At 56.0% G+C, this 22,916-nt stretch carries 20 protein-coding genes and 1 rRNA gene; 12 read left to right on the top strand and 9 right to left on the bottom strand.

Annotated features, from left to right (window positions below):
• A 5S ribosomal RNA gene (rrf, locus tag F3J39_RS17660) occupies nt 1-100 on the top strand; the annotation flags it as partial.
• Nucleotides 101-177: 77 nt separating this feature from the next.
• On the opposite strand, the gene mobB is transcribed toward rrf, so the two are convergent.
• Both mobB and mobA read right to left on the bottom strand, forming a co-directional pair.
• Nucleotides 178-681, bottom strand: a complete 504-nt coding sequence (mobB, locus tag F3J39_RS17655; protein WP_108570158.1) for a molybdopterin-guanine dinucleotide biosynthesis protein MobB — start codon at nt 679-681, stop codon at nt 178-180.
• Nucleotides 681-1,253 carry a molybdenum cofactor guanylyltransferase MobA gene (mobA, locus tag F3J39_RS17650; protein WP_108570157.1) on the bottom strand — a complete coding sequence of 191 codons (573 nt, stop codon included), beginning with the start codon at nt 1,251-1,253 and terminating at the stop codon, nt 681-683. The genes mobB and mobA overlap by 1 nt, the downstream gene beginning before the upstream one ends.
• A 56-nt stretch (nt 1,254-1,309) precedes the next feature.
• Here mobA and F3J39_RS17645 point away from each other — a divergent pair, with 56 nt between their 5' ends.
• The 4 genes from F3J39_RS17645 (at nt 1,310) to polA (ending at nt 6,423) form a co-directional block, all read left to right on the top strand.
• Complete coding sequence (locus F3J39_RS17645) at nt 1,310-1,585, top strand: YihD family protein (protein WP_039381361.1); 276 nt, start codon at nt 1,310-1,312, stop codon at nt 1,583-1,585.
• Between the two features lie 46 nt (nt 1,586-1,631).
• Complete coding sequence (locus F3J39_RS17640; RefSeq protein ID WP_039381359.1) at nt 1,632-2,618, top strand: serine/threonine protein kinase; 987 nt, start codon at nt 1,632-1,634, stop codon at nt 2,616-2,618.
• Nucleotides 2,619-2,644: 26 nt separating this feature from the next.
• Nucleotides 2,645-3,274 carry a thiol:disulfide interchange protein DsbA gene (gene dsbA, locus F3J39_RS17635; protein WP_039381357.1) on the top strand — a complete coding sequence of 210 codons (630 nt, stop codon included), beginning with the start codon at nt 2,645-2,647 and terminating at the stop codon, nt 3,272-3,274.
• 365 nt (nt 3,275-3,639) lie between these two features.
• The gene (gene polA / locus F3J39_RS17630; protein ID WP_104086036.1) at nt 3,640-6,423 is read left to right on the top strand and encodes a DNA polymerase I; all 2,784 of its coding nucleotides are present in this window, start codon (nt 3,640-3,642) and stop codon (nt 6,421-6,423) included.
• Nucleotides 6,424-6,713: 290 nt separating this feature from the next.
• Here the strand turns inward: polA and yihA are convergent, their stop codons facing one another.
• The gene (yihA, locus tag F3J39_RS17625) at nt 6,714-7,358 is read right to left on the bottom strand and encodes a ribosome biogenesis GTP-binding protein YihA/YsxC (protein WP_039381353.1); all 645 of its coding nucleotides are present in this window, start codon (nt 7,356-7,358) and stop codon (nt 6,714-6,716) included.
• Nucleotides 7,359-7,913: 555 nt separating this feature from the next.
• Between yihA and yihI the strand changes: the two genes are divergently transcribed.
• Together yihI and hemN are read left to right on the top strand one after the other, a co-directional pair.
• Nucleotides 7,914-8,435, top strand: a complete 522-nt coding sequence (gene yihI, locus F3J39_RS17620) for a Der GTPase-activating protein YihI (protein WP_166714486.1) — start codon at nt 7,914-7,916, stop codon at nt 8,433-8,435.
• Nucleotides 8,436-8,668: 233 nt separating this feature from the next.
• Nucleotides 8,669-10,042 (top strand): oxygen-independent coproporphyrinogen III oxidase, encoded by a 1,374-nt coding sequence (gene hemN, locus F3J39_RS17615; RefSeq protein WP_166714485.1) that lies wholly within the window; start codon nt 8,669-8,671, stop codon nt 10,040-10,042.
• Nucleotides 10,043-10,072: 30 nt separating this feature from the next.
• Here the strand turns inward: hemN and F3J39_RS17610 are convergent, their stop codons facing one another.
• From F3J39_RS17610 to glnA, 4 genes are all read right to left on the bottom strand, one after another.
• Nucleotides 10,073-10,198: a YshB family small membrane protein gene (locus F3J39_RS17610; RefSeq protein ID WP_139239666.1), complete on the bottom strand. Its 126-nt coding sequence runs from the start codon at nt 10,196-10,198 to the stop codon at nt 10,073-10,075.
• Between the two features lie 102 nt (nt 10,199-10,300).
• Complete coding sequence (glnG, locus tag F3J39_RS17605; RefSeq protein ID WP_039381345.1) at nt 10,301-11,710, bottom strand: nitrogen regulation protein NR(I); 1,410 nt, start codon at nt 11,708-11,710, stop codon at nt 10,301-10,303.
• Nucleotides 11,711-11,717: 7 nt separating this feature from the next.
• The gene (glnL, locus tag F3J39_RS17600) at nt 11,718-12,767 is read right to left on the bottom strand and encodes a nitrogen regulation protein NR(II) (RefSeq protein ID WP_150018426.1); all 1,050 of its coding nucleotides are present in this window, start codon (nt 12,765-12,767) and stop codon (nt 11,718-11,720) included.
• Nucleotides 12,768-12,944: 177 nt separating this feature from the next.
• The gene (gene glnA, locus F3J39_RS17595) at nt 12,945-14,354 is read right to left on the bottom strand and encodes a glutamate--ammonia ligase (protein ID WP_039381340.1); all 1,410 of its coding nucleotides are present in this window, start codon (nt 14,352-14,354) and stop codon (nt 12,945-12,947) included.
• Nucleotides 14,355-14,793: 439 nt separating this feature from the next.
• On the opposite strand from glnA, the gene typA reads away from it, so the two are divergent.
• The 5 genes from typA (at nt 14,794) to fabY (ending at nt 19,663) form a co-directional block, all read left to right on the top strand.
• Complete coding sequence (gene typA / locus F3J39_RS17590; RefSeq protein ID WP_039381337.1) at nt 14,794-16,614, top strand: ribosome-dependent GTPase TypA; 1,821 nt, start codon at nt 14,794-14,796, stop codon at nt 16,612-16,614.
• Between the two features lie 139 nt (nt 16,615-16,753).
• Nucleotides 16,754-17,350: a glucose-1-phosphatase gene (gene yihX, locus F3J39_RS17585; protein WP_166714484.1), complete on the top strand. Its 597-nt coding sequence runs from the start codon at nt 16,754-16,756 to the stop codon at nt 17,348-17,350.
• Between the two features lie 5 nt (nt 17,351-17,355).
• Nucleotides 17,356-18,222, top strand: coding sequence for a virulence factor BrkB family protein (locus F3J39_RS17580; protein WP_039381331.1), 867 nt, complete (start codon nt 17,356-17,358; stop codon nt 18,220-18,222).
• Nucleotides 18,219-18,656, top strand: coding sequence for a D-aminoacyl-tRNA deacylase (gene dtd / locus F3J39_RS17575; RefSeq protein WP_039381329.1), 438 nt, complete (start codon nt 18,219-18,221; stop codon nt 18,654-18,656). Before F3J39_RS17580 ends, dtd begins: the two co-directional genes overlap by 4 nt.
• A 59-nt stretch (nt 18,657-18,715) precedes the next feature.
• Nucleotides 18,716-19,663 carry a fatty acid biosynthesis protein FabY gene (gene fabY, locus F3J39_RS17570; RefSeq protein ID WP_039381327.1) on the top strand — a complete coding sequence of 316 codons (948 nt, stop codon included), beginning with the start codon at nt 18,716-18,718 and terminating at the stop codon, nt 19,661-19,663.
• Between the two features lie 48 nt (nt 19,664-19,711).
• Here fabY and F3J39_RS17565 read toward each other — a convergent pair whose 3' ends face one another.
• Both F3J39_RS17565 and F3J39_RS17560 read right to left on the bottom strand, forming a co-directional pair.
• Complete coding sequence (locus F3J39_RS17565) at nt 19,712-21,391, bottom strand: AsmA family protein (protein WP_039385670.1); 1,680 nt, start codon at nt 21,389-21,391, stop codon at nt 19,712-19,714.
• Between the two features lie 122 nt (nt 21,392-21,513).
• Nucleotides 21,514-22,902 carry a uracil-xanthine permease family protein gene (locus F3J39_RS17560; protein ID WP_166714483.1) on the bottom strand — a complete coding sequence of 463 codons (1,389 nt, stop codon included), beginning with the start codon at nt 22,900-22,902 and terminating at the stop codon, nt 21,514-21,516.
• Nucleotides 22,903-22,916: the final 14 nt, after the last annotated feature.

Genomic DNA, 22,916 nt, shown 5'->3' with positions numbered 1-22,916 from the left:
CGGCGGTCCCACCTGACCCCATGCCGAACTCAGAAGTGAAACGCCGTAGCGCCGATGGTAGTGTGGGGCCTCCCCATGCGAGAGTAGGGAACTGCCAGGCATCCATCAAGTAAAAGAGCCCTGAACACGCGTTCAGGGCTTTTTTACGTCCGCAGAAAGCTCAGAAATGCGTAAAAGTTAACCTTTTTTCAGCCAGCTGACGATAAAGTCTGCGACGTGATCAGGCTGATTGATATCCAGCAGCGGCAGATCCAGCGCCAGTGCTTCATCGCTGGCTACGGCAATAACATATTCATCCAGCAACTCTTCTGCCTCACCTTTTACACCACGCCGCCACAGTGCAATTTTTGTCACTTTCTCATCCCTGAATCCTTCAACCAGTATCAGATCCAGCGCTGCGCTGTTCATCTGTGCTGCCAGATGTTGCAGAGAGGCGGGTTCATCAGGCGTTTCACACATCAGCGCCCAGCGCCGCTCGCTGGCAACCATCACCTGATCGGCGCCCGCTTTACGTAAAACGTAGCTGTCCTTGCCTGGCGTATCGATCTCCAGCTGATGATGAGAATGTTTGATCAAACCGGTCCGCACACCGCGCTGTTTTAACAGCGGTATCAGTGATTTAAGCAGTGTGGTCTTGCCGGTACCGCTCCACGCGGCAATGGCGAGTAAAGGTACGTCCATTATTCTCCCTGCTCCTGTGCCAGATCGTCTGCGGTATTAATATTGCGAAATACCCTCTCATCCTCCTCAAACAGCACTGCGTGACCGCCGCTGGCGCGCAAAAACTGCATCAGACGCCGTTCGCCGCGTGCGAGATACACGGCGAGTTCATCAGCCAGCGCCCGGTTAAGCAGAGCCAGCACCGGATGATCGCGCATGGCTGACCTGACCCAGACCGCCGGCGCTTCTGCGCGCTGTTGCCACAGCCGCAGAACGAAATCCTGAGGTATATAGGGTGTATCACAGGCGCAGAAAACGACCCACTCACTCTGGCTATGGCGTAACCCGCTCAGCATACCTGCCAGCGGTCCGGGCCAGTCAGGTAATGTGTCGGTTATCACCTTACAGCCGCTTAACTGATATTGATCAAGGTGCCGGTTAGCGCTGATCAGCACACTATCTACCTGTGGCTGCAGTCGCTGCAGAACATGCTGATAAAGAGGCTGATTGTGCAGCTGCACCAGCCCCTTATCACGGCCTCCCATACGACTACCCTGGCCGCCTGCCAGAATAACGCCGGTAAATACGGGCATGGTTGTCTCCTTTAATGAACCCGTGCAGTGTAAAGCAGTGTGATGAGGGATCCGCTATGAAAAACCATCGTCTTAACGAACTGATTGCGCTTCTGCAGCCTGCCTGGCAGCAGGAGCCAGAATGTCACCTACTGGCCTTTTTACACAAGCTGGCGCAGGAGGCGGGCTTTCATGGCCCGTTAAGTGAATTACGCGACGACATATTGATTTACCATCTCAAAATGCGTGATGCCGACAGCACGACAGAAATACCCGGTATCAGAAAAGATTACGAAGCAGACTTTAAAACGGCACTGTTACGCGCACGCGGTGTGATCAAGGCTGACGAGTAGTGCTATCCTTGCGCATCTACTGCAAAGGTAACATACAGGGCCGAAAATGAACGACGCTGCCTTTAATTTTCATACGCTGGATCCGGATGCCATCCTCGATGCTTTATGGGATACCGGGCTGCGGGTGGAGTCAGGCTTAACGGCACTGAACAGCTACGAAAACCGCGTTTACCAGTTCAGCGATGATGAAAACCGGCGCTACGTCGCTAAGTTCTATCGTCCGCAGCGCTGGAGCCGGGAACAGATCCTTGAAGAGCATGCGCTGTCGCTGGATCTGCTGAATGACGACGTGCCGGTAGCGGCACCGCTTACGCTACAGGGCAGCACGCTTAACCAGCATGCCGGATTTATGTTTGCCGTGTTTCCCAGCGTTGGCGGTCGTCAGTATGAAACGGATAACGAAGAACAGATGGAGTGGACAGGACGTTTCCTCGGCCGCATGCATCAGACCGGCTGCCGTAAACCTTTTGTCCGGCGTCCGACGCTGGGTCTTGAGGAGTATATCCTGCAGCCACAGCAGACGCTGGCGCACAGCGAGCTGGTGCCAGCAAGGCTTAAAGAGAGCTTACTGAAGGCGCTGGATAGCCTTTTTATCACGCTGCAGCAGAGCTGGCATACAAAGTGGCAGCCGCTGCGCCTGCACGGTGACTGTCATCCGGGCAATATTTTGTGGCGCGACGGCCCGATGTTTGTTGATCTGGATGACGCGCGCACCGGTCCGGCCGTGCAGGATCTCTGGATGCTGATAAACGGCGACCGGCAGGAGCAGCGCATTCAGTGGGATATCCTGATAGAGGCGTATAACGAGTTCGGTGATTTCGATTTACATGAATTGACACTGATTGAGTCTTTACGCGCCATGCGCATGGTTTATTATCTGGCCTGGGTCGTACGCCGCTGGCAGGATCCCGCTTTTCCGCGTGCGTTTCCCTGGATGACTGACGAGGATTTCTGGCGCCGGCAGATTGCCCTCCTGATTGAGCAGGAGCGACTGTTGCACGAACCCCCATTACGGCTTGGTCCGCAATTTTAATAACGTACTCAGGAGATAGGTTAACAATGAAAAAAATCTGGCTTGCGCTGGCGGGAATGCTGCTGGCATTTAGCGTATCAGCGGCGCAGTTCACCGACGGTAAACAGTATGTCACGCTGCAGAAACCGGTGGCAGGTGAACCGCAGGTCATGGAGTTCTTCTCCTTTTTCTGCCCGCACTGCTATCAGTTTGAACGTGTTTATCACGTCAGCGACGCGGTGAAGAAGAACCTGCCGGCTGAGACCAAAGTGACAAAATATCACGTCGATTTTCTCGGCGGCGATTTAGGCCCGGTGGTCACGCATGCCTGGGCAGTGGCCATGGCGCTGGGCGTGGAAAGCAAAGTTACCGCACCGATTTTTGATGGCATTCAGAAAACGCAAACCATCACCGATCCGGCCAGCCTGAAAGAAACCTTTATTAAAGCAGCAGGGATCTCAGCTGGCGATTATGACGCTGCCTGGAACAGCTTTGCGGTGAAAGCGCTGGTTGCGCAGCAGCAGAAAGCGGCTTCTGATGTCAATCTGCAGGGCGTTCCGGCTATTTTCGTCAACGGCAAATATATGGTCAATAACGGCGGTCTCGACACCAGCTCTATGGAGAATTTTGTCGCCGATTATGCCAACGTGGTTAAGTTCCTGGCTGAAAAGCAGTAACGCGCCACCCTTAAACGCTGGCAACGCCAGCGTTTTTTATTTCTTTACCCTCATTTATTCTTTTTCCTGCCTGCGCTCCGTAGCGATATCCACATGGACGATTGCGTTTTCAAAACCGCGTTCTGCGTCACGGCAACTTATTAACCTGTTGTAAATAAATAGTTATTATCTGCTTATTATTTTTCTCATGCTAAAAAAATAGCGCCTTATGAAATTTGCGCACAAAGTTATCCACAGAAAGATCGTTGCGATCCGCGTTTGATAACCGTGAAAAAAAGCCCCTCTCTCCCGTGTTCATTCAACATTTTTCTCAGGTTGTGGCATCCTTATAAGCCTGAATCTCGCAACGAAGAAACCTTAACACTATGGCGAAAATCGCAGAAAATCCCCTGATTCTGGTAGACGGATCCTCTTATCTCTACCGTGCATATCATGCCTTTCCGCCACTGACCAACAGCGCGGGCGAACCTACCGGCGCGATGTATGGTGTGCTCAACATGCTGAAAAGTCTGTTGATGCAGTATCAGCCCAGCCATGTGGCTGTGGTCTTCGATGCGAAAGGAAAAACCTTCCGCGACGAACTGTTTGAACACTACAAATCTCATCGTCCGCCGATGCCTGACGATCTGCGTGCGCAGATAGCACCGCTGCATGAGATGGTAAAAGCGATGGGGCTGCCGCTGCTGGCTGTATCGGGCGTGGAGGCAGACGATGTTATCGGTACGCTGGCACTGGAAGCGGGCAAACAGGGGCGCAGCGTACTGATCAGTACCGGTGATAAAGATATGGCGCAGCTGGTCACGCCAGAGATCACACTGATCAATACCATGAGCAATACCGTACTGGGACCGGAAGAGGTTGAAGAGAAATATGGTGTGCCGCCGGCACTGATCATCGATTTTCTGGCGATGATGGGCGACAGCTCCGATAACATTCCCGGCGTACCCGGCGTGGGAGAGAAGACCGCACAGGCGCTGCTGCAGGGGCTGGGTGGTATGCACGCCATTTATGACAATCTCGATAAAGTGTCCGGTCTGTCATTCCGCGGCGCGAAAACCATGGCGGCTAAACTCGAACAGAACCGCGATGTGGCCTTTCTCTCTTACCAGCTGGCGACCATTAAAACCGATGTGCCACTGGAGGTCAGTTACGATCAACTGACGGTAAACCAGCCTGACGTTGAGACGCTGCAGACGCTGTTTGCCCGCTTTGAATTCCGGCGCTGGCAGGCCGATCTGCAGGAAGGTAAGTGGCTGCAGGGTAAAAAGAGTAATGTGCAGGCGCAGAGCGCTCTGGCTGATGAGCCTGAGGCTGCGGAAGCTACCAGCGTGCTCTCCGCGGACGGGTATGTCACTATCCTTGATGAGGCAACCTTTAGCACCTGGCTCGATAAGCTGAAGCAGGCTGAGGTGTTTGCATTCGATCTCGAAACGGATTCACTCGATACGCTTAGCGCCACCATTGTCGGTATCGCGTTTGCTGTCGCCCCAGGGGAGGCTGCCTACCTGCCGGTTGCGCATGACTATCTGGACGCACCCGATCAGCTCGATCGCACTGACGTGCTGACGAAATTAAAGCCGTTGCTGGAGGATGAACGCGCGGCGAAAGTGGGGCAGAACCTGAAATACGATCGCGGCGTGCTGAAAAATTACGGTATTGAGCTGCGCGGCATCCGGTTTGACACCATGCTGGAGTCCTACTGCCTGAACAGCGTTGGCGGCAAGCATGATATGGATAGCCTCTCTGCGCGCTGGCTGAATCACAAGACGGTCACATTCACAGAGATCGCCGGCAAAGGTAAAAATCAGCTCACGTTTAACCAAATCGCGCTGGAACAGGCGGCACACTATGCGGCAGAAGATGCCGATGTGACGCTGCAGCTGCATCAGCAGATGTGGCCAAAACTGGAGCAGGAAGCGGGCCCGAAACAGGTCTTTACCGATATCGAAATGCCTCTGGTTACGGTGATTTCGCGCATTGAGCGTAACGGCGTGCTTATCGATCAGAACATCCTCGCCAGACATTCGCAGGAGCTGACAACCCGCCTCTCTGAGCTGGAACTGAAGGCGCATGAACTGGCGGGAGAGCCGTTTAATCTCTCCTCCACCAAACAGCTGCAAACCATCCTGTTTGAAAAGCAGGGCATTAAGCCTACGAAAAAGACACCGGGCGGCGCGCCGTCAACCAGTGAAGAAGTACTGGCCGAGCTGGCGCTTGATTATCCGCTGCCAAAAGTCATCCTGGAACATCGCGGGCTGTCGAAGCTGAAATCTACTTACACTGATAAACTGCCGCAGATGATTAATCCGGTCTCAGGACGCGTTCACACCTCTTATCATCAGGCGGTCACGGCGACCGGCCGGCTCTCCTCGACCGATCCGAACCTGCAGAACATTCCGGTTCGCAACGAAGAAGGGCGCCGGATCCGTCAGGCCTTTATCGCCGGTGCAGATAAACGCATTGTTGCTGCGGACTATTCTCAGATTGAGCTGCGCATTATGGCGCATCTGTCGCAGGATAAAGGTCTGCTGGAGGCCTTTGCGCAGGGAGAAGATATTCACCGCGCCACGGCAGCGGAAGTGTTTGGTTCCCCGCTGGAAAAGGTCTCAGCTGAGCAGCGCCGCAGCGCCAAAGCGATTAACTTCGGCCTGATTTACGGCATGAGTGCGTTTGGCCTCTCGCGTCAGCTGAACATCGGTGCCGGTGAAGCGAAGAAATATATGGATCTCTACTTCGAACGCTATCCGGGCGTACTGCGCTATATGGAAAAGACCCGCGATCAGGCGGCGTCTAAAGGTTACGTAGAGACGCTGGACGGGCGTCGTCTGTGGCTGCCGGATATCAAATCCAGCAACGCTATCCGCCGCAAAGCCGCTGAGCGGGCGGCCATTAATGCGCCGATGCAGGGCACTGCAGCGGATATCATCAAGCGGGCGATGATTGCCGTGGATGGCTGGCTGCAGCAGCAGAACAGTGATGATGTGAAGATGATCATGCAGGTACACGATGAACTGGTATTTGAGATCCACAAAGACGCGGTAGAGAGCGCCAGCGAGAAAATCCGTCAGCTGATGGAGAGCAGTATGTCGCTGGATGTACCGTTGCTGGTGGAAGTGGGTGTCGGTGATAACTGGGATCAGGCGCACTGATCTAACTCGCTGCCTGTTAAACATTTTTTTGGAAATTAAACTACAGCCGCTGTGCGAAAGTGTGACGGAGCTGGTAAAAATTATGTCAAAAGCTGAAATTGGATCACAAAAAATCCTTTGTCGGTCAGAAAAAATCAGGTAAAGTTCGTCGCGTAGGGTACAGAGGTAAGATGTTCTATCTTTCAGACCTTTTACTTCACGTAATCGGATTTGGCTGAATATTTAGCCGCCCCAGTCAGTTATGACTGGGGCGTTTTTTATTGGGCTTTTTTCACCCGGCAACGCTGCCGTTACTCAGCCGGCTGGTTATCTGCGTCACCTTCACGGGCCGGCTCAAGTTCGCTGAACCAGGTATCCAGTTTCTGACGCACCTTGTCCACGCCCAGCTTTTTCAGCGAAGAGAACATCTCAACCTGCACGTCGCCCATAAAGCCCAGCGCGGCTTCGCGCACCATGTTGAGCTGCGCTTTACGTGCGCCAGAGGCGAGCTTGTCCGCTTTGGTCAGCAGCACCAGTACCGGAATATTGCTGCTTACGGCCCACTCAATCATCTGCTGATCGAGATCTTTAAGCGGATGGCGAATATCCATCAGCACCACCAGCCCTTTCAGCGCCTGCCGCTTCTGCAGATACTCTGCCAGCGCACGCTGCCATTTACGTTTCATCTCCTCAGGCACTTCGGCATAGCCGTAGCCGGGCAGATCCACCAGACGTTTGCCTTCAACCACTTCAAACAGGTTGATAAGCTGAGTGCGCCCCGGCGTTTTACTGGTGCGCGCCAGACTTTTCTGGTTGGTCAGGGTATTAAGCGCACTGGATTTGCCTGCATTTGAGCGCCCGGCAAAGGCTACTTCAATACCCGTGTCGGCCGGCAGATGACGGATATCTGGCGCACTGAGCATGAAGTGAGTGATGTGATAATTCAAAGCAGACAAAATAGACTCCAGCTGATAGATACGGACTAATGGCGCTGATTATACCTGTTATGGCGCAAAAGTACCCGACAGCCGTAGCCCTGACAAATCGTGTAAGAGATCGCCGATTTTTGCTGCCAGTTTTAGCTTAAAAATAAAAAGTTCAATATTTTTTTATTATTATAATACAATGAATTGCGCATTATTTTGCTCTTTTCCCTTTAAAAAAGAGCGAGATCTTACTTGTTGATTTGGCACTTTCGTCTACATTTGGTGTCAGTGCAAGGCAGCACCCATCAGGATGATGCGCTCAGGAGTGTCCGGAAGACCAGGAGCATGGCAGGAGTACGATTCAGGCAGGAATCGGGAATGGACAGGGATTACTCGCAGGAGCGATAAGGCGACGGAGCGACCGGGACGTTGAGAGCCGTAAAGGATTTATTCAGAGTTTCCTTCGTACGAAGGTGCGAAATAAGGCGATAGCAAAAGCTATCGCCTTTTTTCTTTGTCTGCTTTCTGCTAGATTTCGCCGCAATTCTATACTGAACTCACCAGGCATCACTGAGACCGGACATCATGAAGCAACCTGCACCCGCCCAGCGTGGCAAACCCGCTGCTAAAGCCAAACGTAAATCGCGTGAAGAACTGAATCAGGAAGCGCGCGATCGTAAACGCGATAAAAAGCACAGCGGCCATAAATCGGGCAGCCGCACCAGCCTGACGGCGCAGAGCAGCGGCAGCGCACAGACTAAAAAAAGCAGCGATGCCCGCATTGGCAGCAAAAAACCGGTGGCGCTGGTGGCTGACGGCAAAACGCAGCCCGTGACAAAAGCGGCACCTCAGCCCAAAGCGAAAGCGCAGAAAGTACGCCTGACGCCTGAAGAGGAGCTGGCGAAGCTGGAGAACGATGAACGTCTCGACACGCTGCTCGATCGCCTGGAAAAAGGCGAGACGCTGAGCGGTGAAGACCAGGCGTGGCTGGATGAGACGCTGGACCGCATCGATGAGCTGATGGAAACGCTGGGGATCGCGCTGGATGATGACGCCGAAGATGAACAGGCTGAAGAAGATATGATGCGCCTGCTGAAAGGGCAGTAATCCCGTTACCGGACGGCATGCGCCGTATCGCATGCCGCGCTGAACAGGTATTCGACAATGTTTTGGCCTGGATCAATTTTAGCGCTGCTGCTCACATGTTATATCCTCTGGTTATTGTTTAAACTACGCCGCCTGTCGCGCCTGAAGTCGCGTTTACGGCGGCGTTCTCTTCACCGCTTCACTGACCCTTCTGCGCGACCTTTCCGGACCACACGCCACCGAAAGAGGTAAGCATGACCGCGCAGCAGATAGAATGGGATCAGCAGCTGGTGGAGAAATACAGCGGCTCAGGCCCGCGTTATACCTCCTATCCTACCGCGCCGGAATTCAGCGAAACTTTTCGCGCCGCAGATTTTGAGCAGGCTGCTACCCGTTATCCTCACCGGCCGCTCTCTCTTTACGTGCATATCCCGTTCTGCCACAAACTGTGTTACTTCTGCGGCTGCAATAAAATAGTGACGCGCCAGCGGCAAAAAGCTGATCGCTATCTGAATGCGCTGGCGCAGGAGATTGCCTGTCGTGCTCCGCTGTTTGCCGGTCGCCGGGTGACACAGCTGCACTGGGGCGGTGGCACGCCGACCTTTCTTGACGGAGCGCAGATAAGCCGGCTGATGGCGCTGCTGCGGCATCACTTCGCGATAACGGATGATGCTGAAATGTCGATCGAAATCGATCCGCGTGAGATCGCGCCGACCACGATCGATCATCTGCGGACGGAAGGATTCAACCGTCTGAGCATCGGGATCCAGGATTTTGATCGGGCGGTGCAGGCGCGCATTAACCGGATACAGGATGAAGCGGCCATTGGTGCGCTGGTAAAGCGCGCGCGCGAACAGGGTTTTCGTTCGGTCAGTTTCGATCTCATCTACGGTCTGCCGCTGCAGAGTGCGGAACGGTTTGCGCTGACGCTGCAGCGGGTGATCGCGCTCGCTCCCGACCGTCTGAGCCTGTTCAGCTATGCGCATATGCCGGCGCTGTTTGCGGCACAGCGCAAAATCAAAGCAGCAGACCTGCCCGACGGCGCGCAAAAGCTGCTGATCCTGCAGCAGAGCATTGCCACACTGACCGCCGCAGGTTACCGGTTTATCGGGATGGACCACTTCGCCCGGCCGGATGATGACCTGGCGATCGCACAGCGCAGCGGTCTGCTGCACCGCAATTTTCAGGGCTACACCACGCACGGTGAGAGCGATCTGCTGGGGCTGGGCGTATCTGCCATCAGCATGCTGGGCGACAGCTATGCGCAGAACCGGAAAGCGCTGAATGAGTGGTATGCAGGGGTGGAACAGCAGGGTAGCGCGCTGTGGCGCGGATTAACGCTGACGGAGGACGATCGTCTGCGGCGTGAGGTGATTAAACAGCTTATCTGCAACTTCACGCTCGATTTTGCCGCCGTGGAGGCGCAGTGGCCGATCGTGTTTGAGGACTATTTTGCCGACGATCTGGCACAGCTGGCTCCGCTGGTGGCGGAGGGGCTGGTTTGCTATGAGAGGCGGCGTATAACGGCGACCGGTCGCGGTCGTCTGCTGATCCGCTCTGTCTGCATGTGTTTCGATCGCTACCTGCGGCAGAAAAGCCGCCAGCAGCACTATTCCCGGATCATCTGAATAACAAAGGGAGCATACGCTCCCTTGCTATTAACTGAACAGGCTCGCCGTAATGGCGCATACCACAGCAGCCAGCGCAGTCTGCGGCGAATGGGCCACCGCGCTGCCAATGGCTGCCAGATTATGCGCTATTGTCAGCATGACAGATTGCAGCATGATACTTCTCTCCCGATTACCGCGAATATCATACTCACCGGTAACGGTCTGTACAGCCTGTGCGTGCAAAAAATCAGCAGAAGCGCCGCTGATGTCGCAGCGTTACTCCATGCCCAGCTCTTTAAGTTTGCGCGTCAGCGTATTGCGCCCCCAGCCAAGCAGGCGTGCCGCTTCCTGTTTATGCCCCTGGGTGTGACGCAGCGCCGTGGTCAGCAGCGTACGCTCCATCTCCGGCTGCGCTTCAGATAACAGGTTCTGATGACCGGAACGCAGCGCGCGATCGGCCCACTGCGCCAGCAGCGTGGCCCAGCTGTCCGGCAGCGACTGCACCGGACTGTCAGGCGTGGCGGATTCAAACAGCTCCGGCGGCAGATCCTGAATCAGCACTTCCTGACCGGCGGCCATGACCGTCAGCCAGCGGCAGGTGTTCTCCAGCTGGCGCACGTTGCCCGACCAGTGCAGGCGGGTCAGCGCCGTTTCCGTTTCCGGATGCAGGATTTTAGCCTCAACGCCCAGCTCGCGTGCGGCAACCTGCAGGAAGTAGCGTGCCAGACGCGGAATATCTTCGCGGCGCTCACGCAGCGGCGGAAGATGTACCCGAATGACATTGAGGCGGTGGAACAGATCCTCACGGAATTTGCCTTCCTGCACGCGCAGCTCAAGGTTCTGATGCGTGGCGGCAATAATGCGCACGTCCACTTTTACCGGCGCGTAGCCGCCCACGCGATAGAACTGACCGTCTGCCAGCACGCGCAGCAGACGCGTCTGCACATCCAGCGGCATATCGCCAATCTCATCAAGAAACAGTGTGCCGCCATCAGCCTGTTCAAAGCGCCCCTGACGGATCTGATTGGCGCCGGTAAACGCGCCTTTTTCATGCCCGAACAGTTCAGATTCAATCAGGTCTTTCGGGATCGCCGCCATATTCAGCGCGATAAAAGGCGCCTTGGCGCGCGGGCTGTGGCGGTGCAGCGCATGCGCGACCAGCTCTTTACCGGTTCCCGACTCACCGTTAATCAGCACGCTGATGGAGGAGCGTGACAGACGGCCAATAATACGGAACACATCCTGCATCGCCGGCGCTTCGCCGATGATGTCGGTTGTCGGGCCGCTGACGGGCTGATTGCGCGGCTGCTGCTGCTCCTGATAGTGGCTGATGGCGCGCTCGACCAGCGCTACCGCCTCATCGATATCAAACGGCTTGGGCAGATAATCAAATGCGCCCTGCTGATAGGCACTGACGGCGGCATCAAGATCGGAGTGCGCCGTCATAATGATGACCGGCAGCATCGGATGACGCTGCTTGATCTGCTTCAGTAGCGCCAGGCCATCCATGCCCGGCATGCGAATATCTGACAATAGTACGTCCGGGGTTTTGCTGGCGAGTGCATCCAGCACCTCACTGGCGCTGTCAAACGTCGCGCAGCTTAAACCGGCTCCAGTGAGCGCGCGTTCAAGCACCCAGCGGATGGAGCTATCGTCATCGACGATCCAGACTATCCCTCGTTGCATAGAAACCTCACTGGCGAATGGGCAGGTAGACCGAAAACTCGGTGTGACCTGGCCAACTGTTAAATTCAATTTTTCCGGAGTGCTGATCGATCAGGCTGCGGGCGATAGAGAGTCCGAGACCGGTACCCCCTTCGCGTCCGCTGACCATGGGATAGAACAGCGTATCCTGCAGCTGTGCCGGTATGCCCGGCCCGTTATCTTCCACATCAATACGTGCCACCAGCCGGTAGCGCGTGCCGTGCAGCGTCAGCTGAAAAGCGGTACGCGTACGCAGCACGATGGTACCGCCCTCTGCGCCGAGCGCCTGCAGCGCATTGCGTACGACGTTAAGCAGCACCTGTTCAATCTGGTCAGGATCGTGCGGCAGCTCCGGCAGGCTGGGATCGTAGTCGCGTACCAGCGTTATGTTGTCCGGCAGCTCCATCGAGACCAGCTTGACCACGCGCTCCGCCACCTGATGAATGCTCTGCGTAACGTGCAGCCCCGGCTGCTGCGGGCCCAGCAGACGATCGACCAGGTTGCGCAGCCGGTCTGCCTGCTCGATGATAACGTTGGTGTATTCGTTCAGCGACGGGTCAGGTAGCGCGCGCGACAGCAGCTGTGCCGCGCCGCGCAGGCCGCCAAGCGGGTTTTTAATCTCATGCGCCAGGCCGCGCACTAAATCGCGTGCGGCAACCTGCTGAGCATGCTGGATCTGCTCCTGGCTGAGCCGGCGCTGATTGTCCATCGGCGCCATCTCCAGCAGGATCAGGCCGTCCGGCAGACGCTGCGCGGTCAGCGACATGATGTGCGCGCGTCCATCGACCACCAGCGTGACTTCGCTGTCGGTAAAGCCCTGGCCTGCGGCCAGGCTCTCGCGCATCACGTCAATATTGAGCGAAAAGTAGCCGGTCAGCTCCGGCAGCGGCGTACCGAACAGCTTACGCGAACTCTGCGCCAGCAGCTGCTGCGCAGCCGGATTGGCATAGTGGATCACCAGCCCGTCATCGACCAGCAGAATACTGTTTATCAGGGAGTTGAGAATTTGCCCTGCGTCGGGCAGTGAGCCAGCAACCATACCACGATCCTCTGCACCAAATGGGTGCACTATAGCGTTTTGGGATGGAAAACTCCCCGATAACGGCAATTTTGCGGTGAAAAAAACCCATCCGGAGATGGGCTAAAGTTTCCACGGCAACAAAAAAACGTTGTCCTCTTTTGCCCGGCCTGGCGGACAAAAGAGGTGAATGGCCATTTAAACGCTGTAGTAGAGTTCAAATTCAACCGGGTGTGGCGTCATGCGAACGCGATCAACATCTGGCTTGCGCAGTTCGATATAAGCATCGATAGCGTCATCAGTGAATACGCCGCCGCGGGTCAGGAACTCGCGATCTTCATTCAGCGCGTTCAGTGCTTCTTCCAGAGAACCGGCTACTTTCGGGATCTCCGCTTCTTCTTCCGGCGGCAGATCGTAGAGGTTTTTGTCCATCGCATCGCCAGGATGGATTTTATTGATGATACCGTCGAGGCCAGCCATCAGCAGCGCAGTAAACGCCAGGTATGGGTTAGCCGCTGGATCCGGGAAGCGCGCTTCAATACGGCGGGCTTTCGGGCTGGCAACCACCGGAATACGGATGGAGGCTGAGCGGTTACGCGCGGAGTAAGCGAGCATAACCGGCGCTTCATAACCCGGCACCAGACGCTTGTAGGAGTTGGTGGTTGGGTTAGCCAGGGCGTTAATCGCTTTAGCGTGCTTGATCACACCGCCGATGTAGAACAGCGCGGTTTCAGAGAGGCCGCCGTACTTATCGCCAGAGAACAGGTTTACGCCACCTTTAGAGAGTGACATATGGCAGTGCATACCGGATCCGTTGTCACCAAACATCGGTTTTGGCATAAAGGTTGCGGTCTTGCCGTAGGCGTGCGCAACGTTGTGCACGACATACTTATAAATCTGAATTTCATCCGCTTTTTTGGTCATGGTGTTGAAGCGGGTTGCCACTTCGTTCTGACCAGCGGTTGCCACTTCGTGGTGATGTGCTTCTACAACCAGACCCATCTGCTCCATGGTCAGACACATGGCAGAACGGATATCCTGAGAGGAGTCAACCGGTGGTACCGGGAAGTAGCCGCCTTTCAGACCCGGACGGTGGCCTTTGTTGCCGCCTTCGTACGCTTTGCCAGTGTTCCAGCACGCTTCAATATCATCGATAGCGACGTGTGAACCTGAAGTCGATGAACCGAAACGGATATCGTCAAACAGGAAAAACTCTGGCTCAGGTCCGAACAGCACGGTGTCAGCAATACCGGAAGCGCGCAGGTACTCTTCAGCGCGCTTGGCGATGGAGCGCGGATCGCGATCGTAACCCTGCAGCGTGCCTGGCTCGAGGATGTCACACCGGATGATGAGGGTCGGGTCTTCGAAGAACGGGTCCATCACCGCAGTGGTGGCATCCGGCATCAGCACCATGTCTGATTCGTTAATGCCTTTCCAGCCACCGATGGATGAACCATCGAACATTTTGCCTTCTTCAAAGAAGTCTGCGTTAACCTGATGAGCAGGAATGGTGACGTGCTGTTCTTTACCTTTGGTATCGGTAAAACGCAGATCGACGAACTTAACTTCATGCTCGTTCATCATCGAGAGAACGTGTTCAGCGGACATACTCAACTCTCCTGGAAATGGTCATCTGTTGTCGTGGTGAGAGAACTCAAAATGCCTGGAATGTGTCACGACTACTGACCACCCCTGACTAAGATCCCGGCAAGCTATTCAGCCATCAGGCCACTGTCGTTTGCACTTAAAAAAGATAAAGCGAATTCTGTGCCAACTTTTTTTAAGTGCAATAAATAGCGCTGTGCGGCGCGCTGCGGTGCATCAGCAGCTGCACCAGAACAGACGCATTGCTTTATTATGGTGCAAAAAGATGCGCTGATGGCACTAAAATGGTGCATAAAGCCAGCAGAGTGCAGATATTTGCACCGCTAATGGTGCTAAAAACCAGCAGCGTGAGAATATTGTCGGGAAAACTGTGATCATGTTCAGTATTCCGCTTAATCCGTGTACAATACCGCGTTATTTCTATAATGCCTGAGGCAAAGCTGTGATCGAAAATTTGCGTAACATCGCCATCATCGCGCACGTTGACCATGGAAAAACCACCCTGGTCGACAAACTGCTGCAACAGTCTGGTACTTTTGACGCTCGTACCGAAGCGACTGAACGTGTGATGGATTCCAATGATTTGGAAAAAGAGCGTGGAATTACCATCCTCGCAAAAAACACCGCCATCAAATGGAACGACTACCGTATCAACATCGTTGATACCCCGGGACACGCCGACTTCGGTGGTGAAGTAGAGCGCGTCATGTCCATGGTGGATTCGGTGCTGCTGGTTGTTGATGCGATGGATGGCCCTATGCCGCAAACCCGCTTCGTAACCAAGAAAGCCTTTGCTCACGGTCTGAAACCTATTGTTGTTATCAACAAAATTGACCGTCCAGGCGCGCGTCCTGACTGGGTTGTAGACCAGGTATTCGACCTGTTCGTTAACCTCGACGCGACTGACGAGCAGCTGGACTTCCCTATCATTTATGCGTCAGCGCTGAATGGTATTGCAGGTCTGGAACACACTGATATGGCTGAGGACATGACTCCGCTGTATCAGGCAATCGTCGATCACGTTTCTCCGCCGCAGGTTGAAGCTGATGCGCCGCTGCAGATGCAGATCTCTCAGCTGGACTACAACAACTACCTGGGCGTTATCGGTATTGGCCGCATCAAGCGCGGTAAAATCAAGCCGAACCAGCAGGTTACTGTGATTGATAGCGAAGGCAAAACCCGCAACGCGAAAGTGGGTAAAGTGCTGACGCATCTGGGTCTGGAGCGTATTGACAGCGATCTGGCAGAAGCGGGCGACATCATTGCCGTTACCGGTCTGGGTGAACTGAACATCTCCGATACCATCTGCGACACGCAGAATGTAGAGGCGCTGCCGGCGCTGAGCGTAGATGAGCCTACCGTAACCATGTTCTTTAACGTCAATACCTCACCGTTCTGCGGTAAAGAAGGTAAATACGTTACTTCACGTCAGATCCTGGATCGCCTGAACAAAGAGCTGGTACACAACGTTGCACTGCGCGTTGAAGAGACCGAAGATGCTGATGCATTCCGCGTATCAGGTCGTGGTGAGCTGCACCTTTCCGTTCTGATCGAAAACATGCGTCGTGAAGGCTTTGAGCTGGCGGTATCCCGTCCGAAAGTTATCTTCCGTGAGCATGAAGGCCGCAAGCAGGAGCCGTTTGAGAACGTTACCCTCGATATCGAAGAGACCCACCAGGGCTCAGTGATGCAGGCGATGGGTGAGCGTAAAGGCGACATGAAAAACATGGATCCGGATGGCAAAGGCCGCGTACGTCTCGACTACGTGATCCCAAGCCGTGGTCTGATCGGCTTCCGTAACGAATTCATGACCATGACCTCCGGTACCGGTCTGCTCTACTCGACTTTCAGCCACTACGACGACGTGCGTCCGGGCGAAGTTGGTCAGCGTCAGAACGGCGTTCTGATCTCTAACGGTCAGGGTAAAGCCGTTGCGTTTGCTCTGTTTGGTCTGCAGGATCGCGGTAAGCTGTTCCTGGGTCACGGTGCAGAGGTTTATGAAGGCCAGATCATCGGTATTCACAGCCGCTCTAACGACCTGACGGTAAACTGTCTCACCGGTAAGAAACTGACCAACATGCGTGCGTCAGGTACCGATGAGGCGACGACGCTGGTTCCGCCACAGAAAATGACGCTGGAGCAGGCGATCGAGTTCATCGATGATGACGAACTGGTTGAAGTTACGCCACAGTCAGTCCGTATCCGTAAACGTCACCTGACCGAGAACGATCGCAAACGCGCGTCTCGCGGCGGTAAAGAGTAAACGATACGTTCTGTTATCAGGCCCCGCACTGCGGGGCTTTTTTGTTTCTGTTGCCCGCCTTTTTCCCCGAATGCTCCCTGTTCAGCTACGCTTTTTGCCGCTAGAGTGAATGATCCCGGAAGCACAGAGGAGAGGCGTCATGCTGTACATCTTTGATTTGGGTAACGTGATTGTTGATATCGACTTCAATCGCGTACTGGGCGTCTGGAGTGATTTAGGCCGTGTGCCGCTGGCCACGCTGCAGAGTCGCTTCAGCATGGATGAAGCGTTTGAACAACATGAACGGGGCGAGATCAGCGACCCGGAATTTGCCGAGCGCCTTTGCGAGCAGCTCGATATTGCCCTGAGCTATGAGCAGTTTACCGCCGGCTGGCAGGCCGTGTTTGTCGGCGTTCGCCCGGAGACGCTGGCGATCATGAACCAGCTTCGCGTCCGCGGCGAACGCGTGGTGATCCTTTCCAACACCAACCAGCTGCATTTTGAATTCTGGCCGACGCACTATCCGGAAGTTCAGCAGGCTGCCGATCGCGTCTATATGTCGCAGGAGCTCGGCATGCGTAAACCGGAAGCGCGGATTTTCAGCCATGTGCTGGCGCAGGAGGGTTACACGGCGGACCAGGCCATCTTCTTTGATGACAATCAGGCGAATATCGATGCGGCGCGCGCGCTGGGAATCGAAAGCGTGCTGGTGGAAGATCACAAAACCCTGCCCGCCTGGTTCGCAGCGCGTGGGTAAATGTGATGGCTAACACTCTGCGCCACCGGGCGCATGCGTTCTTTTTGTGGCTGAAACTGCTGTGGCGGCGCATCGACGAAGATAACATGACCACGCAGGCGGGGAATCTTGCCTACGTCTCCCTGCTGGCGCTGGTGCCGCTGGTGGCGGTGATCTTCGCGCTGTTCGCCGCGTTCCCGGTTTTTTCCGACATCAGCGTACAGCTCAAGAATTTTATCTTTACCAACTTTATGCCGGCAGCTGGCGACGTGATCCAGCGCTACCTTGACCAGTTTGTCGCTAACGTAAATAAAATGACGGCGGTAGGCGCGGTAGGGCTGATTGTCACGGCGCTGCTGCTGATGCACTCCGTTGACAGCGCGCTGAACGCCATCTGGCGCAGCAATTCGCCGCGTCCGATGATCTATTCGTTTGCCGTTTACTGGATGATCCTGACGCTCGGCCCGCTGCTGGCTGGCGCCAGCCTGGCGATTAGCTCCTATCTGCTGTCGCTGCGCTGGGTCAATGTCACCGGCGTTACCAGCCTGATCGACCAGGCGCTGCGTATCTTCCCGCTGGTGCTCTCCATTCTGGCGTTCTGGCTGCTTTACAGCGTGGTGCCAACGCGGCGCGTGCCGGGGCGCGATGCGCTCACCGGGGCGGTGGTGGCAGGCCTGCTGTTTGAGCTGGGTAAAAAAGGCTTTGCGCTCTATGTTACGATGTTTCCCTCGTATCAGTTAATTTATGGCGTACTGGCCGTTATCCCGATTCTGTTTCTGTGGGTCTACTGGACGTGGTGTATTGTTTTGCTGGGAGCGGAAGTCACCGTCACCCTGAATGACTATCGCCAGCTAAAGCTGCAGGAACATGAACCATCCCGTGAGGAAACATGATTGCATTAATTCAGCGCGTCAGTGCCGCCAGCGTGGCGGTCGACAACCAGATCATTGGTGAGATTGGCGCCGGACTGCTGGTGCTGCTGGGCGTGGAAAAAGAGGATGATGATCAAAAAGCCCGGCGGCTCTGCGATAAAGTGCTCGGCTACCGTGTTTTCGGTGACGAGAATGACAAAATGAATCTGAATGTGCACCAGGCTGGCGGCAGCGTGCTGGTGGTTTCGCAGTTTACGCTGGCGGCAGATACCCGTAAGGGCATGCGTCCCTCCTTTTCCGGCGGTGCCGTACCGGCAGAAGCGGAGCGGCTCTATAACGTCTTCAGCGACTGCTGCCGGGCCAGCGGTATCACAACCGCCAGCGGTCGCTTTGCGGCCAATATGCAGGTTTCACTGGTTAACGACGGTCCGGTCACTTTCTGGTTGCAGGTGTGAGATCGGCAGCCTGGCGGCAGGCAATCGGCCACGCTGGCTCCGAACGGGAGAATCATTTTATGTATCATCTTCGAGTGCCTCAGACGGCCGAAGAGCTGGACATGTATTACCAGTTCCGCTGGGAAATGCTGCGCAAGCCGCTGCGCCAGCCGCAGGGCTCAGAGCGGGATGCCTGGGACGCGCTGGCGCACCATCAGATGGTGGTGGATGAGCAGGGCAAGCCGGTTGCCGCAGGCCGCCTCTATATCAACGCAGAGAATGAAGCAGCTATTCGCTTTCTGGCCGTGCACCCGTCGGTACAGGGCAAGGGGCTCGGGACGCTGGTGGCGATGACGCTGGAATCCGTGGCGCGACAGGAAGGCGCCAAGCGCGTAACCTGCAGCGCGCGCGAAGACGCCGTGGAGTTTTTTGCCAAGCTGGGTTTTATCAATCAGGGTGAAATCACCGCACCGCAGACCACGCCGGTGCGCCATTTTCTGATGATCAAACCGGTGGTGACGCTGGATGATATTCTGCATCGCGCCGACTGGTGCGGCCAGCTCCAGCAGGCGTGGTATGAGCATATTCCCCTGAGTGAGAAGATGGGCGTGCGCATCCTGCAATATACCGGGCAGAAATTTGTCACCACCATGCCGGAGACCGGCAATCAGAATCCGCACCATACGCTGTTTGCCGGCAGTCTTTTCTCGCTGGCCACGCTGACCGGCTGGGGGCTGATCTGGCTGCTGCTGCGCGAACGTCATCTGGGCGGAACCATCATTCTGGCGGATGCGCATATCCGCTACAGCAAACCGATCAGCGGACGGCCCGGCGCCACTGCCGATCTCGGCTCGCTGAGCGGCGATCTCGACCGCCTCGCGCGCGGGCGCAAGGCGCGCGTGCAGCTGGAGGTTGAGCTGTACGGAAATGAAGAGCCGGGCGCAGTATTTGAGGGCGTCTATATTGTGCTGCCTGCGGACCAGCATGGTCCACTCGAAGCGGGTGGCTCCGGCGCGCTGATAAACTGAGGATGGTGCAGCCGATCGCGCGGCAACAACGCGATCGGCCTGCCGTTCTTAATCTGTCTGCCCGTTACGCATGCTCTGCTGCAGCGAGCCGGCGTCGGTGGTAACGGAAAGGTCTGCCGAAATGCCCGGACGCAGCGGCGTACCGGCGCGCAGTGACCCCTTAAGCTGCAGCTGCAGATTACTGTCACCGCTCTGCGTCAGCGCTGGCCAGCCCCAGTTTTCCAGTACGTTGACCGGCACCGCCTGGCCCTTCAGGCTCAGCGTCAGCGGACGTTCGGCGCTCTGGCCTACCGTTGCCGTCGCCTCCAGCAGTCCATTGCCGTTAAAAGCGCTCATTTCTGTTATCTGGATTTGCTGCTCATCTGCCGTCAGCGCTATTGAGGGATGACGCAGATCGGTACGGTTAAAGGTCGCTTCTGCCGCGTTAAGACTCGCTTTGCCCGACCAGATCCCCCACTGATGCGCGCGCGCCAGCAGCAGATTATCCGCAGAGCCGTCCAGCGCCGTCATCTGGAAAGGAAACGCCGGGTTGATATCGATGATCAGGTTACGATTGGCGGTGGCGTGCTTCACCAGCACGCTGTCAAGCCAGGCGGGCAGGGCGGCCTGCCAGCGCTCGCGCCAGTTCTGCGGCAGCGTATACTCCAGTCCGGCCACGGCCAGATCGTCCAGCGTCAGTTGCCGGTTGCTGCGCGTCCAGCTGCCGCTGGCGCGCAGAATACCGTTAACCCAGCGGGAGCTGAACTGCGTAAGTCTGACGCCTTCAGGCGAGAACTCTGCATTAACGATAGGATCATCCAGCGCCAGGCTGCCATTGATAAAGTTGCCGGCATTCATCGCCAGATAGCCTTCGTTACTCTGCCAGTCGCCGTTACGCAGGGTAATGTCCCGCAGCGTAAGATCGAGGTCGGTGACCGCCCAGTCCGGTCCCTGCAGCCGGGCGTCGGTGACATCCAGACGGTTAATTGTGACCGCAGGGGCCGTCAGCAGCGGGCGCAGGAAATCATTCAGCGATTGGCTGGTCTGCAGACGGATATCATTCAGGCGCAGCTGATCAATGCTCCAGTTACCCTGGTCGTCACGCTCTGCCCGACCGGTCACCGATCCCCGGGCGATATCCGCACCTATCGTGGTGAGCTGCAGGCGGCGCTGCGCCACGTTGCCCTGTAGCAGCACGTTATCACCGGCCAGCCCGTTCAGCGTCAGCTGCGCGGCGCTTATCTGAAACTGTGCGTCACTGCCCAGCATATCGGCGGATACAGGTTTCCATGGAACAATACCGCCATTGACGCCGCGGGCAGAGAGCGGCAGCGCCGTGCGCGGGCTTTCCAGGCGCACATTGCGTAGCTGCAGGCGGTTGGCCTGAACGGGCAGCGTGGTGGATGGCGTCTGATTAGCGAGATTGATCTCCCCTTCATGAATTTCAATGCTGTCAAAATGAAGCCAGTCGCTGAACTGCACCATCGCCAGGCCCAGATCGATGCGTTTAGCCACGACAACCGCAGGCTGGCCATCGTGACCAAAACTGAAATTATCCAGCACGATATGCGAAGGGGAAGAGAAGTTGTGCTCAATTTTACTGACGGAGAGATGCCACGCAGTTTTATCACTTACCCAGCGGCTAAACCAGCCGGCGCCCCACTGTGTCTGCACCAGTACATAACCGATCACCAGCAGCAGCAGAATCAGCAGTAATAGAGTAAGGAAAAACTTGCCCAGGAATTTCATTGCATTCATCCATCGCGATCGTTGTCCGGTCAGTGGTTGTTATGCCTGAATTACCGTTACAGCTCAACCGTCTGGCGAAAAATGCGGATAAATAGCAGGCAGGCGGGCGCCTGCCTGCTGCGCTATTTTTCCTGCGGGAAAATAAGATTAAGCACGATCGCCGTAATACCGCCGGCAGCAATACCGGAAGAGAGCAGCGTTTTCAGCCACTCTGGCGCAAACTGCAGGATCAGCGGCTGCTGAGAGACACCGAGTCCGACCGCCAGCGATAGTGCAATAATCATGATAGCGCGGCGGTTAAGCGGCTCGCGGGATACAATGCGCACGCCGGAAGCGGCAATGGTGCCGAACATCACGATAGTGGCCCCGCCCAGCACCGGTTCCGGAATATGCTGAACAAAGCCGCTGACCGCCGGAAACAGCCCGAGAACCACCAGCATCAGCGCCACCACAAAGCCTACATAGCGGCTGGCCACGCCGGTCAGCTGGATCACGCCGTTGTTCTGACCAAAACAGGAGTTGGGGAAGGTGTTAAACAGGGCAGAGACGCAGGAGTTCAGGCCGTTTGCCAGTACGCCCCCTTTCAGGCGCTTCATATAGAGCGGGCCGCTGACCGGCTGTTCTGAAACGTCAGAGGTGGCGGTGATATCACCGATGGTTTCCAGCGAAGTAACCATAAAGACCAGCATCAGCGGGATCAGCAGATTCCAGTCAAAACCCAGCCCGTAATAGAGCGGTGAAGGCACAGCCAGCAGCGGCTGCTCTACCGGTGCCGCGCTCTCCGGCAGCATATCCAGTCCCCACGCCAGTGCATAACCCACCGCCATCGCGATCACCAGCGATGCCACACGCAGATAGGGGTTGCGCTGACGGTTAAGCAGAATAATCACCAGCAGCACGGCACCTGCCAGCAGCAGATTTCCAGGCGCGCCAAAGCTGTGATCGTTCATAGCAGCAAAGCCGCCGCCAATTGAGGTCAGCCCGACCTGAATCAGTGAGAGACCGATAATCATCACTACGATGCCCGACACCAGCGGCGTAATAATCCGGCGTGCAAGATGCAGCACGCGCGACAGCAGCATTTCGGTACAGGAGGCGACCATCAGCGTGCCAAACAGCGCTGCCATCATGGCGGGCACATCCGCGCCACCATTCTTCAGCGCCATACCGCCCATAATCAGCGGCGTAACAAAGTTAAAGCTGGTGCCCTGAATCGACAGCAGCCCGGAGCCCACCGGTCCCCAGGTTTTGATCTGCAGCAGCGATGCTACGCCGGAGGCAAACAGCGACATACTGATGATGTGCTGCGTATCCTGTGCCGGCAGCCCCAGCGCCTGGCAGATCAGCAGTGCCGGGGTGATCACGGCGACAAACATCGCCAGCAGGTGCTGACAGGCGGCAAACAGCGTCTGCGGCAGCGGCGGGCGATCCTCAAGACGATAAATCAGTTCGCTTTTTGTCGTGGCAGACGCACTGGCGGGCGAAAGGGGTTCGGCACGATTAACAGACATGACAGGCTCTCAGT

Origin of the sequence: Pantoea sp. Acro-807, from assembly GCF_011752675.1 — a bacterium.
In the GTDB taxonomy this organism is placed as follows: domain Bacteria; phylum Pseudomonadota; class Gammaproteobacteria; order Enterobacterales; family Enterobacteriaceae; genus Pantoea; species Pantoea eucrina.
The sequence above is the reverse complement of the archived record's forward strand: the minus strand, read 5'-3'. Positions and strand labels throughout refer to the sequence as shown.